The following is a 14,137-nucleotide window of genomic DNA, read 5'->3' on the forward strand; positions in this document are numbered from 1 at the left end:
TGTCGCCCGATCATGGAGCGTCATCATGGACCCGCATTCGCTTTTCAGCCTGAACGATCACCTCGAAGCCTTGAGCCAACACGGCGATCCGCTCGAGGTTTTGGAGCGGACGGTGGATTTCGAGTATTTCCGGTCCTGGCTGGTGGAGGGGCTTGGCTACAGTGACGGCAGCAAAGGCGGTCGGCCGCCGTTCGATCCGGTGGCCATGTTCAAGATCCTGATCCTGCAGGCACAGCACAACCTGTCCGATGCCCGCACAGAGTTCATGATCCGGGACCGCCTGAGTTGGATGCGCTTCCTGGGGTTCTCGCTCGGCGATCGCACGCCCGATGAGAACACGATCCGCCATTTCCGCAACCGCATGACCCAGACCGGCACGCTCAAGCGGGTGATGAAGGCGTTCGACTGGCAACTGCACAAGAAGGGTTACATCCCGATGTCGGGGCAGATCGTGGATGCTTCGCTGGTGCCGGCACCCAAACAGCGCAATACCGATGGCGAGCGGGAGGCCATCAAGGCAGGCCAGTCGGCTGACGAGATCTGGCCGAACGAGCCGGCTAAAGCCGCACAGAAGGATACCGACGCCCGCTGGACGCTCAAGATCGGCGGCAAGGTGCGCTACCGGCCAGACGGCTCGCCCCTGCCCATGATCGCCACTCCGGTGTTCGGCTATAAAAGTCACATCAGCATCGACCGGCGCTATGGCTTCATCCGGGCTGCAGCGGTGACCTCCGCCTCCCATCCTGACGGCCGGATGCTGCGCCATGTGATCGATCGGGAAAACACCGGCAGCGAGGTCTGGGCCGACAGCGCCTACAGATCACAGAGCAATGAGGCCTGGCTGGCTGATCGTATGCTGACCAGCCGCATTCATCGACGCAAGCCCAAGGGCAAGCCGATGCCGATCGCGACCGCACGGGCCAATGCGGCCAAGTCCGCGATACGTGCCAGGGTCGAGCATGTCTTCGCTCATCAGAAGAACCGGTTCGGTCTGTTCATCCGCACCATCGGCATTGCACGGGCCGAGGCCAAACTCACCTTGGCCAATCTGGCCTACAACTTCGACCGCCTCGTCTTCCACGAAAAGCGCGCAACCGCGCCATGAGTCTGCCCGGATGACCGGGAAACGCCGTCAATGGGCACCGCCGATCGCCAAACGCCGCGCCAAATCTGCTCAAACACGGAAATCAGACGACCACAATCGCAGCCGCAGGCTCAGCGAGCCAGTTCTTGCGGGTCTTCAGCTGGTGGATTTGCAACTGGAGCATACAAATCTGCAGCAAACACTGCAGGAGGAAGTGCAGTAAGTACTGCTGTAACGATAACAAGTCTCTTGATCATTTGCTTCTCGCGCAGTTATTTATCTGTGTATACTCGCAGTTTTATTTGGTTTATTCAATAACTTGCCGAAGCATCTAGATTTGGTTCATTTTGAAATTAGGCGGTGTTTACTTGCTGGTGGCAAATAAAAAACTGGAACTATGTGTTTGTATTGTTACTTTCCCGTAGTGGCTGGGCTGCAACATTCGTTTGGCGATTGGGTATGCTGCGAAGAGGGGGCCAGGCGTGACTTGCAATATTGAAATAAAAACTCCGCAGAATCCGAATTCTGCGGAGTTTCGTGAGAGTGACTTTTGAGGATTAGAAGTGGAAGTTCACGCCAGCTTTGATCGCGTGGGTGTGGTATGTGAAGTCTGTATCAAAAGGAGTTCCGGCTGGGGTTGTGTACACCCCTGTCCACTTGCCGAAGTCCGTGTAGGCATACTCAGCCTTGATAGTCACGTTGTCAGTGACTGCCATTTCAACGCCTGCGCCAACAGTCCACCCTGTACGGCTAGTGCGGTAGTCAACGAGCAATGCACCACCGGCAGTGTGTACTGAGCTGTAGTAATCCGCAAATGCTAAGCCGCCGTGCGCATATATAAGGACCTTGTCAAGGGCGACGCCTGCTCGGGCTTTGATTGCGCCCTGCCAATTTGATTTGACGGTCGTAATATCAGTGAATGTAGGTATTGGCGCTGTTCCGGTGACACCTGACCAGAGAATTTCGCCTTCCAGGCCCAAAACAAACTGATCGAACTGCCCATTCACGCCGGCAGTGATGCCGACTTGCCCACCTGACGGGTTAACGATTGTCGTGGGAAGACCCCCTGTTGGGTCTATCACTTCGCTACGCCCCCACACATAGCCGCCGACGGCGCCGGCGTAGATGCCGGTCCAGTCAAAGCCAGATGCGGTGTAAACTGGTGGGTCTGCAACTGGAGTATACAAGTCTGCAGCAAAGACTGCAGGAGTAACTGCTGTGCTAGCAGCGGCTGCAATAACAAGTTTCTTGAACATTTAGCCCTCGCCCATTGGTTGAGGCCCATATGGTTCCATGATTGTGTTTAGACTTCAAGAATGTGAGGTGTATCTGGTATTCTGGTTTTGTGAATTTTTGTCCTGGTGCTTATCGTGATTTAGTTATTGTCAGTAAAGAATAAAACTAGACTCTGGGCCTTGTTCTGGTGATTTACCCGTAGTTGCGGTTATGCAACAAAGTCCGGTGTGATTTGTTTGTTTCTGGGGTGTTGATGAGTATGTGTTCGGCTGTCTGGAGATAGATTCGGCCAAATACTGAAGATATTGTTCGGTGTCTTCTGTATATTGAATGTTGCGAAAATTTAGCGCCGAAGGCCGGGAGGCGTGACCTGATTAGAGCGTCGGCTGGCTGTCGGCCGATGGCGCTGTAGCAAGCTGGTCCGATGACTGGCTGGACGAGAGGCGCGCGGCGAGGTCGAGGAGCTTGCTGGCGGCAGCGGGTTTGAGATTGGGCGGTCGTTGCGCGATCTCTTCTTCGGTTTCTTCCGGTGCGGCGGCGATCAGGGTTTCTGGCAGATCAAACTCAATGCCGAAGACAGGCTTTATCGCGATATTGGTATGGGCATAGGCCATGAACTTCTGCCAGGCGACTGTCGGCAGAAGGCCGCCGGTGAGATCATTGGTGGTGCGATAATCGTCGTTACCGAACCACACAGCAGCAACATAATTGCCGGTGAATCCTGCAAACCACGCGTCGCGATACGAAGTGGTGGTGCCGGTTTTGCCCAAGGTGGGCACGCCATCAATATGCGCGCGACGGCCCGTGCCGGAGGTGACAACGGCGCGCATCATTTCATTCATATAGGCAACCGTCTGCTCGGAGAGAACGCGCTCGCGCGGGACGGTTTCGTCATATTCCCAAACGGTTTCGCCACGGGAGTCGATAAGGCGCGTCAGGCCATATGCGGGCGTTTTGTAGCCATGATTGGCAAAGACCGCGTAGGAGCTGGTCATATCGAGCACGGATACCGACGCCACGCCGAGGGCGAGGGAGCGCGTGACTGGATATTCCTGCCTCAGGCCCATGCGATACGACAACTCGGCGATTTTATCGCGGCCGGTTTTGATCGAAAGCGTGACCGGGACGGTGTTGATCGACGAGGCAAAAGCCGAGATGAGCGTGGTTTGTCCGCGATAGCTACGGCCATAGTTCTGCGGACACCAATCGCCGATGCACACGGGCGCGTCTGAAATGCGATCGCTCGGCTTGAGACCAAGTTGCTCCATCGCTTCGGCATAGACGAAGGGCTTGTAGGCGGAGCCGGGTTGGCGATTAGAGACGATCGAGCGATTGAACTGGCTCTTGGCGTAATCGGTTCCGCCAACCATGGCGCGGATTGCGCCCTCAGTATCGGTGACCACCATCGCACCCTGCTCAACGCGATACTGTTCGCCAGAGTCGCGGATAACCGAGGTGATGGCTTCCTCGGCATAGGATTGCAGCGTTGTGTCGATTGTCGTGCGGACGACGAAATTATTGCCGTTGGCCGCGCGTTCTTCGATCTTCTTCTTTGTTTCCTCAAAAGCGTAGTCGAGGAAATAGTTCGGGGAGTCGATGTCTTTACGGCGATCTATGGCGGCTGCGGGATTGCGACGCGCGGCGGTCACCTGACCTTCAGTGAGGAAGCCGGCTGCCACCATATTGGTGAGCACCAGATTGGCGCGGCCACGCGCAGCGGCAAGGTCGATATGGGGCGCATAATTGCCCGGAGCCTTAAACATGCCCGCCAGCATGGCGGCTTCGGACAGGTTGATGTCCTGAACGCGCTTGCCAAAGTAAAACTCAGAGGCGGCGGTCACGCCATAATTGCCGCCGCCCATATAGGCGCGGTCGAAATAGAGTTTGAGAATCTGGTCTTTGGAGTAGTGCCACTCGAGCCAGACCGACAAAAACGCCTCAACAATCTTACGCTCGAGCGTGCGCTCTGAGGAGAGGAAAAGGTTTTTGGCCAGCTGTTGGGTGATGGACGAGCCGCCCTGCGTGCCACGATCACCTTGCGCATTGCTCATGAGGGCGCGCAGCGTGCCGACGACGTCAATGCCGAAGTGTTCGTAAAAGCGTCGGTCTTCGGTGGCCAGCGTTGCCTTGACCAGATAGTCGGGCATTTGGTCCAGCGCGACGCTATCGTCGGAGCGGATGCCGCGGCGGCCGATCTCGGCGCCATAACGATCCTGGAAGATCACCGAATAATCCTCGGCCTTATTGAAGGCTCCGCGATCGGTGATGTCGAAGGCGGGGAGGGCGAGGGCGGTCATGAGCACCGCGCCGATGGCCCCAAAAGAAAAGGCGTCGGACAGGATTTCGACGACGAAGCGCTTTACACCAGTGACATGAAAACGGGACATAAAGTCCTGAAATCGCGTATAGCCTCGACCAAGCGCGTTCCAAAACTCATAAAGGGAAGAATCGAGCCAAGCGTCGGCGGCCAGCATGCCGCTTTGGGGCTTTCGCTTCTTTTCCTTGATGTAGAATGGATCTTGCAAGATTTGGTCCCGCGCCGCGTCGTCCCAGTATTTGTCTGGGACACAGGCATTATGCAATGGTGTGACTGGAAAATGACCGTGGACGGTTTCGTCCCAAGTATTTCTCCCAGCCCCACGATAACACAGTTTGAGTAAACATGGCCTTTTGGGAAGAGAAGACACTCGAAGAAATGTCCACGGCCGAGTGGGAAGCGCTCTGCGATGGGTGTGGCCGGTGCTGTCTGATCAAGCTGGAAGACGAGGACACGGGAACCCTCATCACTTCCGACGTGCGTTGCCAATTGCTGGATGGGGACAGCTGCAAATGCACCGACTATCCGAACCGCAAAGCTATTGTTCCGGACTGCATTAAGCTCACTCCCGAAAACGTGAGAGAGATCGCGTGGATTCCCACTACCTGCGCTTATCGCCGTATTGCGGAAGGAAAAGGGCTGGCCTGGTGGCACCCACTTGTTTCGGGCGACCCGCAAACAGTTATTGATGTGGGAGTTTCGGTAACGGGGCGGACTTATCTCGAAAGTGAAGTCGACCCGGAAGAATGGGAAGAACATGCTGTGGATTGGCCAGAATGGGAGCCGCCTGAGCACATCTAACTAGGTATTGTTACCTTGTGTTAACTGAAACCTGTGTTGACTGTGGGCAACTGACTTCTGCCTAGGAACGGGCTATATGAATCGGGTGACATTGAGTGGTGATAACGGCTTTTGGGCGCGCGTTCGCGCAGCGCTGAGCCGTGCTCCTGGTGGTTCTGAACCTGCTTATGGCAAGGCCGAGATCGCCAAACGTCCCGGAAAGAAGCTTCGCCCAGCGCAACGGATCGACGCAAGCTTGCGTCGGGCCTGGGAAAGCGCAGCTGAGCGCAAGGTCTCGCTCTGCGTTCTCGCCCTCGAAATGGACGTCTACGCCAGTTATTTTTCGTCTTACGGACGCAACGGCGTGGAAGATTGCCTGGAGCAATTGGAGCATTTGATCCGCTCACACGTGCCCAATGAGCAGGCTTGCCTGCGCAATGGTCGCGCCGGTTTTGTCCTTGTCCTGCCAGACATGCCCAATTTGATGGCCCGCGATATCGCGGCAAAGATTGCAGCGGGCGTGCGCACACTGGCGATCGCCAACAAGGAAAGCCACGCCGGTCAGGTCACGCTGAGCATGGGTCTCGCCGTGGTCAATCCGCAAGGGGCGTTCGATCGGGAAGTGCTAGACGCAGCCAACATGGCCGTGCGCCGGGCGCAGCGCCGTGGCTTGGCGCGCCTTGAAGTGGTGGATTTCCGTCCATCGCAGGAGCGAAAAACCGCAGCGTGACAATTGGGCGATTGTCTGGCCTGCCATCCCTCGCTATGAGAGCCGTCCTCTAAACGCGCTGAAGCGCGCTTTCTCCGGACAGCTTGACTATGACACTTTCCTGCGGCCTCGACTTTGGCACGTCCAACTCTACGCTTGGACGGATTGGCGCTGACGACCAGCCCCATCTGGTGCCGCTGGAAAATGGAAGCGCGACCATTCCGAGCGTTCTGTTCTTTAGCTTTGAAGACAACCAAATCCACTTTGGCCGTGATGCCGTGGCGGAATATGTGACCGGCGCCGAAGGGCGTTTGATGCGCTCAATCAAGAGCGTTTTGGGCACGAGCCTTTTTAACGACACGACCCGCATTAAAGCCAAGCGCTATGGCTATGGCGATATCATCGGCACCTATGTCGCTGAGTTGAAAAAGCGCGCTGAGGCGCATCTGGGCGATGAGCTGACACAGGTTGTGCTCGGCCGTCCGGTGCAGTTTGTGGATGATGATCCGGCAGCGGATCGGCAGGCGCAAGACCAGTTGGAAGCCGCCGTACGCGCGCAGGGGTTTAAGGATATCGCTTTCCAGTTTGAGCCGATCGCGGCCGCTCTGGATTACGAGCGTCACGTCAATGGCGAGCGTCTGGCGCTGATCATCGACTTGGGTGGCGGTACCTCGGACTTTTCGCTGGTGAAGGTTGCGCCGGGCAATGCCGACAAGGCTGACCGTTCCGACGATATTCTGGGCACGGGCGGCGTTCATATCGGGGGGACGGATTTTGACCGCCTGTTGGCGATGAGCCGGGTAATGCCCGAGCTCGGCCTGGGGAGCATGACCAAGGACGGGAAGCGTCACCTTCCGGTTGCGCCCTATTATGACCTCTCGACCTGGCACCGCATCAACCGGCTCTATGATGCACAGGCTATTCGGGACCTGCGCTCGACTATGCGGGAAGCTGTGGAAGCGGAGCGGGTCGAGACGATGATAACGCTCGTTGAGGAGCGTCTCGGACATCGGCTGATTGGCGCGGTGGAAGGCTCCAAAATTGAGCTTTCGGATAAGCCCGTGTCGGCGTTCGACTTCGACGTAAACGGTAGCCGCATCCGCACCGATATTAGCGTCGAGCAGCTGGCCGAGGCGCTTGATGACTCGATTGGCAAGCTCGAAACCACCATTGGCGCAACACTGGCGCAGGCCGGGGTGAAGGCGTCTGACATTGACAGCTTGATCTTGACCGGCGGTTCGACGCTGGTTCCGGCGGTAGCGAACCGATTGCAGGCCCGTTTCCCCGAGGCTGAGGTGATCCGTACCGACGTGTTGGGGAGTGTTGGGCTTGGGCTGTCGCTGGAAGCCAAGCGCATATTTGGGGCCTGACATAAACGCGAGATCGCTTCGGCGGGACGAGTCGTCTACCAAGTCGGGCGAATAGAACTCGGGTCAGATAACCCGCACGGAATAATGGAGGCGGGAATGCTTGTGCTCAGGATCAGCAAGGTGATCACTGTTGCTGCGGTGGCGCTTTATGCGAGCCTCGTGGCCTTCGGCAATATCACCGACTATGGCTCAAACTTCGCGTTCGTGCAGCATGTGTTGGCGATGGATACGGTGTTTCCTGACGCAGGGACCACCTATCGCGCCATCGACAATGAGATTGCGCACCACATCGCCTATATCCTTATTATTGCTGCTGAACTGGCGACTGCCGTCGCTTGTTGGGTCGGCGCAGCAAGGCTCTATAGGGCACGCAACGCAAGCGCAGGAAGTTTTAACCGCCAAAAATCCTGGGCCATCGCTGGGCTAACATTCGGATTTCTCGTCTGGCAGGTGGGCTTCATGTCCATTGGCGGCGAGTGGTTTGGCATGTGGATGTCCGAAACGTGGAACGGGCTGGAATCGGCCTTTCGCGTATTCATCCTCATCATGAGCGTGCTGATCTATGTGGCGCTGCCGGACGGCGAGATCGACTAAAACTTATCCCTCTTATCCTCGCGTCACGCAGAGATGGTAGCTTTCAGGCATGATTAAGAAAGTGGGTCTGGGGCGAGGGGATGTTTCGGAACGCAACGCCGAACTGGGACATCGTTCGCGCGGAATATGAGAGCCATTCGTTCTCACCGCGCGTGATCTGCCAGCGCCACGGAATTTCGCTCAAACAGCTGCGCTACAAACGCGAGAACCAACTCTGGACCACCTCGCGAAAAGACACGCCAACGGCAGCGCTCTTGATCGCTCGAATTATGCGCCTTTTGGGAAACCAGATCAGTGCATTGGAGAAAGCGACGGATATGCCAATCGACCAGAAATCCAAACTGCTCGCCGCTGAGGTGAAGACGCTCGATGCCGTGCTGAAGATGGGCGCGAGCGAGCGCAATGTGGAGCCGCCCAGTCGTCGCGATATGACGGATATTCGCAATAAACTGATCAAGCGTCTTGACCAGTCCGAGCGAAAATAACGCGCGACGGGTCGACGGCCTCACCGATGAGCAGGCCTATAAAATGTATTTCTGCTGGCCCAAATGGGCCAGACGCGCGCAAAAGCCGCCGCCGGGAGACTGGACGACGTGGTTGCTGCTCGGCGGTCGTGGTTCGGGCAAAACCAGAGCCGGGTCGGAATGGGTGCGGCGGCTGGCTCGACGCGGCATCGGGCCCATTGCGCTGGTCGGCGAAACCATGACCGAGGCGGTGGACATCATGGTGCGCGGCGAGAGCGGCTTGCTGGCGGTGCATCCGGATGAGGAACGTCCTGTTTTACGCGGAAAGTCGCGGCTGATCTGGCCCAATGGGGGGGAGGCCGCGATTATGACGGGTTCGGACCCGGAGCGGTTTCGCGGGCCGCAATTTGCAGCCGCATGGTGCGATGAGATTGGCAAATGGCCCAATGCCGAGGAGGCTTGGGACATGTTGCAGTTTGGCCTGCGATTGGGGGATCGTCCACGGCAGTTGGCGACAACAACGCCCCGACCGACGTGGCTGATTAAAAGACTTTTGGCGGACGAGCACACAAAGACTGTGAGAATGCGGACCTCGGACAATGCGCGAAATCTGGCGCCGAGTTTTCTCGATGCGGTGGTGGCGCGCTACGAGGGGAGCGTGCTGGGGCGGCAGGAACTCGACGGGGAAATGATCGAGGACTTGCCTAATGCGCTATGGCAGAGGGCAATGTTTAAGCGCGGTGTGGCCGAGAGTTTAGGCCGCGTGGTGGTGGCAGTGGATCCGCCGGTGACGGGGACGGCCAAGTCAGACGCTTGCGGGATTATCGTTGTTGGGCGCGTCGGCGAGCACGCTGTGGTGCTGGAAGACGCAACGCTCAAACCCTCGCCGCCTTTGGCTTGGGCGCGGCGGGCGGTGGCGGCCTATCACGCGCATCAGGCGGATTGTCTCGTGGTGGAGGTGAACCAGGGCGGCGATCTGGTGCGGACGATGATCGAGCAGGTTGATCCGTCAGTGCCGATGAAGGCTGTGCGGGCGAGCCGAGGCAAGTGGCTACGAGCGGAGCCGGTGGCGGCGCTTTATGGGCGTGGATTGGTGTTTCATGTTGAGGGGCTGGTGGCGCTTGAAGATGAGCTCTGCGCCTTTGGGCCGGATGGCAAGGCCGATGGGCATTCGCCGGATCGGGTGGATGCGCTCGTCTGGGGGATTACGGAGCTGCTTCTTAATGATGCGCGGCCGCGGTTGCGGGGACTTTGAGCCCCAACCCGACCTCCCCCGAAGTCGGGTGAGGGGCGATGAACTGTGGTGTCGGCGCCTCTGACCTCTGATGACAGAAGTCGCCTTGAGCATTGTGCCAGACCCTGCGCCGGTTTTGCCTTTGGCACCCGGACATCTCGTGGCAGAGCGAAAGCCCAATGACGACATCATCTTCACTTGGAAACGACGCAGTCGTGCGGTTGGGGATGGATGGAGCGGGGCGAACCCGCCGCTGGAATACATCCCGGAAGCCTATGAGCTGAGCGTGGTGTCGAGTGGCATTGAGGTGCGTCGCTTTGCGGTGAGCACAGCCTCAGCTGTCTATTCAGAGGCACAGCAGATCGCTGATTTTGGGGTCCTCGCCAGCAGTTTTACTTGGCGTGTCGAACCGGTGAGCCCGCTGCTTGGCGCCGGGCACAAGGCGGAGGCAGTGTTCGATGAGTGAAGGCTTTGAGCGCTGCCTGGCGCATGTTCTGGCCCACGAGGGAGGCTATGTTGATCATCCGCTCGATCGGGGCGGCGCGACCAACATGGGCATAACGCGAAAAGCGCTCGCGCATTGGCGGGGCGTGGTGCCGTTCACGCAACTGCCAAAAGCGGCGGTGCGGGCGCTGACACGCGCTGAGGCCGCGGCGATTTATGAGGCGAACTATTGGCGCGTCTGTCGTGCTGGCGAAATGCCCGCCGGTGTTGATCTGGCCGTGTTTGACTATGCGGTCGATTCCGGTCCGAGCCGCGCAATCAAGGCGCTGCAGGTCTGCCTCGCTGTTCCGGCTGACGGCATGATTGGCCCGGTGACGCTGGGCGCTTTGGCGCGTGCCCGGCCAAGGCTGCTCATCAATGCCTTGTGTGATCAGCGCATGGGCTTTCTCGGAAAACTCGGAACGTTTGTCACTTTCGGAAAAGGGTGGACGCGCCGGGTGAGTTTGGTCCGCACGGCCGCTCTTGGCATGGCGGGCGAAAATCAGACGTCAACGCAACTGGAGGGACTTCCAATGTTGGACGGCTACAAAACCTATATTGTGTCTACGATCATGTTGCTGGTGGGACTGGCGCAGCTTTTGGGCATTGATCTGCCCGCCTTTGACCAAGCGTCAGTGGGGAATTTGATCATCGTGGCTTTGGCCTTTGTGTTCCTACGCAAAAGCGTGAAGGGGGTGTTGGCACAGAGCTAGCGCCTTGTCATTGCATCCGCGCTGAATGATACTTGTCGCGTCGCCCGTGAAGGGTGGCGCGCTTTTTCCTTATGCCCATACAGTTTGTTTCGTTTGATTGCCTCATTCAGGTCCCATTCAGCAAACTGCTTGTATTGATGGTTTCATGAAACCGAACCTGAACATTTTCGCTGTCGCCGCGGCCCTCGTTATGGCTCTGTTCGTCACATTTGGGACGACAGAGGATGCTGTGGCCCAGAGCTGCCTCGATAAGCGCCAGATCCAAGAGGCGGTCTCCTCGGGGCAGATCAAGTCTCTCGATGCCGTCTTGGCTTCGGGTGGCGTCGACGCGAGCGCGGACATTTTGAATGTGCAGGTGTGTGATGAAGGTGGGCGCATGGTCTATGTGATCGCTGTTCTCACCTCAGACGGTCAGGCCAAAAATTTGGTATTGAGCGCGCAGTAAGTCATTTCTATCGGGGTCAATGGATGCGCATTCTGGTTGTCGAAGACGACGTCAATCTCAACCGCCAACTCAAAGAATCCTTGCTGGAAGCTGGCTACGCGGTGGATGTCGCGTTTGACGGCGAAGAGGGGCACTTTCTCGGTGACACCGAACCTTATGATGCTGTGATCCTCGACATTGGTCTGCCGCAAATGGACGGGCTTTCGGTGCTCGAAGCATGGCGTCGCGCCGGCAGGGTAATGCCGGTGTTGTTGCTCACGGCGCGGGACCGCTGGAGCGACAAGGTTCAAGGCATTGATGCGGGCGCTGACGACTACGTCGCCAAACCCTTCCACATGGAAGAAGTGCTGGCGCGCGTGCGCGCCCTCGTGCGGCGCGCGGCGGGTCACGCGAGCAATGAAATTTCCTGCGGTCCGGTACGCCTGGATGTGAAATCGGGCAAGGTTACAGTTGATGGTAGCGCCATCAAACTCACCAGCCATGAGCTGCGTGTTCTGAGCTATTTGATGCACCATAAGGACAAGGTCATCTCGCGCACTGAACTGACCGAACACCTTTATGATCAAGACTTTGATCGCGACAGCAACACTATCGAAGTGTTCGTTGGCCGGTTGCGCAAGAAGCTGCCGGAAGATTGCATTCAGACCGTGCGCGGGTTGGGTTATAAGATCGTCGGCGATGGCGCCGCGTGAGGTCGGCTCGTGCTGCGTAAAGGCTCCATAGCGGCCTCGCTGTTCATTTTCTCGGCTATCTGGCTCGTGGTGGCGCTCGTCGCCACAGGCTTTCTGCTGGGCGAACTCTATTCGCGCTCACAAGACCGTACACTTGCAGAGCAGGTCGACTTCAACGTCGAAGGTCTTACAGCAGCTCTCCTCGAAGCCGGTGATCCAAGTGACCTTGGCATTGCGCTCGCCGATCCGCGTTTCGGCCGACCACGGTCTGGCTGGTATTGGATTATCCGGAATGATCTGGGGGAACTGGTCAACCTCTCGGACTCCGTTGTCGGTATCGACTTGCCGGAACTTTCAAACCCGCTCGACATCATGGGACGCCGCAGCGCCGTGGTGGAAGATGCCTTTGGCACCAAGCTGAGGGTGATTGAGCGCGCCGTCTACCTCAATCAAGAGCGGTACTTTATTGCGGTCTCAGGCAATCTGACTCAGATTCTCGAACAGGTGGGAATCTTCCGCTACCAAGCGTTTATCGTGCTAGGGGCGGTCGGGGCCATGCTGGCGATTATGAGTGCGGTGATCGCGCGTTTTGCCCTGCGACCAATCTCTCGACTGAGCGATGCGGTGGAGGCTGTGCGCGAGGGGGATAGTCCAGAAATTTCAGGGACCTATCCGGTTGAGATTGCGCCTTTGGCAGAAGAGGTCAACGCGCTGCTCCGGTCGAATACGCAGATTATTGAGCGGGCGCGCAGCCAAGTGGGCAATCTTGCCCATGGACTAAAAACGCCCATTGCCGTGCTGCGCAATGAGGCCGGGAGCGACAAAAGTCCCCTGGCGCAAGTTGTGACCGCTGAACTCGAGAAGATGGGCACGATGGTCTCGACCTATCTCGATCGCGCACGCCTGGCCGCGCGCACCTCCGTCGTTGGCAAAAAGTCCGATGCGAAGTTGGCTTTGGAGCGGCTGTGTCGCGTGATGGATAAGATTCATCGTGACACGACGGTGACGCTCGATCCCATTGACCCCAAACTCCCCTGGTTCCGCGGCGACGAGCAGGACTTTGAGGAGATGGCGGGCAACCTCATCGACAACGCTTGCAAGTGGTCGAACGGCGAAGTGCAGGTGAAATTTCTCACCGAGCGAAAAGACCGGACAATTCAGTTGCTCCTGACCATTGATGACAACGGTCCAGGATTGTCTGCCGAGGAGGCAGAGAAAGTTTTGCGTCGTGGCGTGCGTTTAGACGAAAAGACTCCCGGGAGTGGTCTCGGGCTGGATATCGTCAAAGAGCTTGTCGACGTGTATGGTGGCAGCTTGGACTTGAAGCGATCAACATTAGGCGGGCTCTTGGTGGAACTCCGGCTGCCCTCCGCGCGTCTAGGAAGTGTGACACGGCAAAATGCCGGGTGACGCACTTTCGCCGCAATAGGCCAACAAGTACCGACAGATTGACCGTGAGGGCTAGTTTGAATATGAATCGCACCGCTTTAATTGCCGCTCCGCTGTTGGCCTTGGCCCTTGCGGGCTGTTCGAGCACTGGCAATGCGCCCCAGCAGATTTATCAAGCGCCGGTCGCACAGGCGCCGGTCGTGATGCAGCCGATGGTGCCTGCTGCCGCACAGGTCGTGCAGACAGCACGCCTGACAACCTCCATCGCCAACGGCTTCGTTGACCCGGCAGCAGTCAGCCTGATGACCGCCAAGGATTCGAGTGAAGCCAATAGCGCACAATTCTATGCGCTGCAGTTTGGCCGTCCAGGCGCACCGCGTCAGTGGGCTGGTGATCGTGGCACAACTGGCTCGGTAGCCGTTGGCCCTTACGTACGTGTCAACAATCTCGATTGCCGCGATTTCACGCATACCGTGAAGATCAATGGCGCTGAATATGTGAAAAAAGGCACGGCCTGCCGCGAGGGTACTGGCAACTGGAACGTGGTCCAGAGCGCAGCTTGATCCATATTTGGGTCAAGAAAGAAAAAGTTTATTTACCATCGCCATTTAGGTTTGGGGTTAGGACTACCCCAAACCTGAAGTGTCA

At 57.7% G+C, this 14,137-nt stretch carries 16 protein-coding genes; 14 read left to right on the plus strand and 2 right to left on the minus strand.

Annotation, left to right across the window (positions count from 1 at the left end; translation table 11 throughout):
* Positions 1 to 25: 25 nt before the first annotated feature.
* Together H4N61_RS03845 and H4N61_RS03850 are read left to right on the plus strand one after the other, a co-directional pair.
* Complete coding sequence (locus tag H4N61_RS03845) at positions 26 to 1,105, plus strand: transposase (protein ID WP_182394168.1); 1,080 nt, start codon at positions 26 to 28, stop codon at positions 1,103 to 1,105.
* Between the two features lie 10 nt (positions 1,106 to 1,115).
* The gene (locus H4N61_RS03850) at positions 1,116 to 1,307 is read left to right on the plus strand and encodes a hypothetical protein (protein ID WP_182395047.1); all 192 of its coding nucleotides are present in this window, start codon (positions 1,116 to 1,118) and stop codon (positions 1,305 to 1,307) included.
* Between the two features lie 334 nt (positions 1,308 to 1,641).
* Here H4N61_RS03850 and H4N61_RS03855 read toward each other — a convergent pair whose 3' ends face one another.
* Positions 1,642 to 2,340 (minus strand): outer membrane protein, encoded by a 699-nt coding sequence (locus H4N61_RS03855; protein WP_182395048.1) that lies wholly within the window; start codon positions 2,338 to 2,340, stop codon positions 1,642 to 1,644.
* 354 nt (positions 2,341 to 2,694) lie between these two features.
* Entirely contained in the window at positions 2,695 to 4,845 is a 2,151-nt protein-coding gene (locus tag H4N61_RS03860) for a PBP1A family penicillin-binding protein (protein WP_169194666.1), read from the minus strand.
* A 137-nt stretch (positions 4,846 to 4,982) separates the two neighbouring features.
* Here H4N61_RS03860 and H4N61_RS03865 point away from each other — a divergent pair, with 137 nt between their 5' ends.
* From H4N61_RS03865 to H4N61_RS03920, 12 genes are all read left to right on the plus strand, one after another.
* Positions 4,983 to 5,438: a YcgN family cysteine cluster protein gene (locus H4N61_RS03865; RefSeq protein ID WP_169194667.1), complete on the plus strand. Its 456-nt coding sequence runs from the start codon at positions 4,983 to 4,985 to the stop codon at positions 5,436 to 5,438.
* Positions 5,439 to 5,514: 76 nt separating this feature from the next.
* Positions 5,515 to 6,147 (plus strand): diguanylate cyclase, encoded by a 633-nt coding sequence (locus H4N61_RS03870; protein ID WP_169194668.1) that lies wholly within the window; start codon positions 5,515 to 5,517, stop codon positions 6,145 to 6,147.
* Positions 6,148 to 6,236: 89 nt separating this feature from the next.
* On the plus strand, positions 6,237 to 7,496 hold the full coding sequence (locus tag H4N61_RS03875; protein ID WP_182395049.1) for an Hsp70 family protein: 1,260 nt from the start codon (positions 6,237 to 6,239) through the stop codon (positions 7,494 to 7,496).
* A gap of 96 nt (positions 7,497 to 7,592) precedes the next feature.
* Positions 7,593 to 8,090, plus strand: a complete 498-nt coding sequence (locus H4N61_RS03880) for a DUF2165 domain-containing protein (protein ID WP_169194670.1) — start codon at positions 7,593 to 7,595, stop codon at positions 8,088 to 8,090.
* A gap of 80 nt (positions 8,091 to 8,170) precedes the next feature.
* Positions 8,171 to 8,575: a hypothetical protein gene (locus H4N61_RS03885; protein WP_169194671.1), complete on the plus strand. Its 405-nt coding sequence runs from the start codon at positions 8,171 to 8,173 to the stop codon at positions 8,573 to 8,575.
* Positions 8,553 to 9,809, plus strand: coding sequence for a terminase family protein (locus H4N61_RS03890; RefSeq protein ID WP_248305914.1), 1,257 nt, complete (start codon positions 8,553 to 8,555; stop codon positions 9,807 to 9,809). Before H4N61_RS03885 ends, H4N61_RS03890 begins: the two co-directional genes overlap by 23 nt.
* A gap of 70 nt (positions 9,810 to 9,879) precedes the next feature.
* The gene (locus H4N61_RS03895) at positions 9,880 to 10,254 is read left to right on the plus strand and encodes a hypothetical protein (RefSeq protein WP_169194672.1); all 375 of its coding nucleotides are present in this window, start codon (positions 9,880 to 9,882) and stop codon (positions 10,252 to 10,254) included.
* Positions 10,247 to 10,984, plus strand: coding sequence for a glycoside hydrolase family 108 protein (locus tag H4N61_RS03900; RefSeq protein WP_182395050.1), 738 nt, complete (start codon positions 10,247 to 10,249; stop codon positions 10,982 to 10,984). The genes H4N61_RS03895 and H4N61_RS03900 overlap by 8 nt, the downstream gene beginning before the upstream one ends.
* A gap of 145 nt (positions 10,985 to 11,129) precedes the next feature.
* Positions 11,130 to 11,429, plus strand: a complete 300-nt coding sequence (locus tag H4N61_RS03905) for a hypothetical protein (protein WP_169194674.1) — start codon at positions 11,130 to 11,132, stop codon at positions 11,427 to 11,429.
* 23 nt (positions 11,430 to 11,452) lie between these two features.
* A complete protein-coding gene (locus H4N61_RS03910) occupies positions 11,453 to 12,121 on the plus strand; it encodes a response regulator transcription factor (protein WP_169194675.1) in 669 nt (222 codons plus the stop codon).
* A gap of 9 nt (positions 12,122 to 12,130) precedes the next feature.
* Positions 12,131 to 13,510, plus strand: a complete 1,380-nt coding sequence (locus H4N61_RS03915; protein ID WP_169194676.1) for a HAMP domain-containing sensor histidine kinase — start codon at positions 12,131 to 12,133, stop codon at positions 13,508 to 13,510.
* A gap of 56 nt (positions 13,511 to 13,566) precedes the next feature.
* The gene (locus H4N61_RS03920; protein WP_182395051.1) at positions 13,567 to 14,052 is read left to right on the plus strand and encodes an RT0821/Lpp0805 family surface protein; all 486 of its coding nucleotides are present in this window, start codon (positions 13,567 to 13,569) and stop codon (positions 14,050 to 14,052) included.
* Positions 14,053 to 14,137 lie beyond the last annotated feature (85 nt).

It is taken from the genome of Devosia sp. MC521, from assembly GCF_014127105.1.
Classification (GTDB): Bacteria; Pseudomonadota; Alphaproteobacteria; order Rhizobiales; family Devosiaceae; genus Devosia.

Coding starts and splice junctions, on each gene's coding strand:
- H4N61_RS03845 (WP_182394168.1), top strand. CDS start 26: ATGGACCCGCATTCGCTTTTCAGCCTGAACGATCACCTCGAAGCCTTG.
- H4N61_RS03850 (WP_182395047.1), top strand. CDS start 1,116: ATGACCGGGAAACGCCGTCAATGGGCACCGCCGATCGCCAAACGCCGC.
- H4N61_RS03855 (WP_182395048.1), bottom strand. CDS start 2,340: ATGTTCAAGAAACTTGTTATTGCAGCCGCTGCTAGCACAGCAGTTACT.
- H4N61_RS03865 (WP_169194667.1), top strand. CDS start 4,983: ATGGCCTTTTGGGAAGAGAAGACACTCGAAGAAATGTCCACGGCCGAG.
- H4N61_RS03870 (WP_169194668.1), top strand. CDS start 5,515: ATGAATCGGGTGACATTGAGTGGTGATAACGGCTTTTGGGCGCGCGTT.
- H4N61_RS03875 (WP_182395049.1), top strand. CDS start 6,237: ATGACACTTTCCTGCGGCCTCGACTTTGGCACGTCCAACTCTACGCTT.
- H4N61_RS03880 (WP_169194670.1), top strand. CDS start 7,593: ATGCTTGTGCTCAGGATCAGCAAGGTGATCACTGTTGCTGCGGTGGCG.
- H4N61_RS03885 (WP_169194671.1), top strand. CDS start 8,171: ATGTTTCGGAACGCAACGCCGAACTGGGACATCGTTCGCGCGGAATAT.
- H4N61_RS03895 (WP_169194672.1), top strand. CDS start 9,880: ATGACAGAAGTCGCCTTGAGCATTGTGCCAGACCCTGCGCCGGTTTTG.
- H4N61_RS03900 (WP_182395050.1), top strand. CDS start 10,247: ATGAGTGAAGGCTTTGAGCGCTGCCTGGCGCATGTTCTGGCCCACGAG.
- H4N61_RS03905 (WP_169194674.1), top strand. CDS start 11,130: ATGAAACCGAACCTGAACATTTTCGCTGTCGCCGCGGCCCTCGTTATG.
- H4N61_RS03910 (WP_169194675.1), top strand. CDS start 11,453: ATGCGCATTCTGGTTGTCGAAGACGACGTCAATCTCAACCGCCAACTC.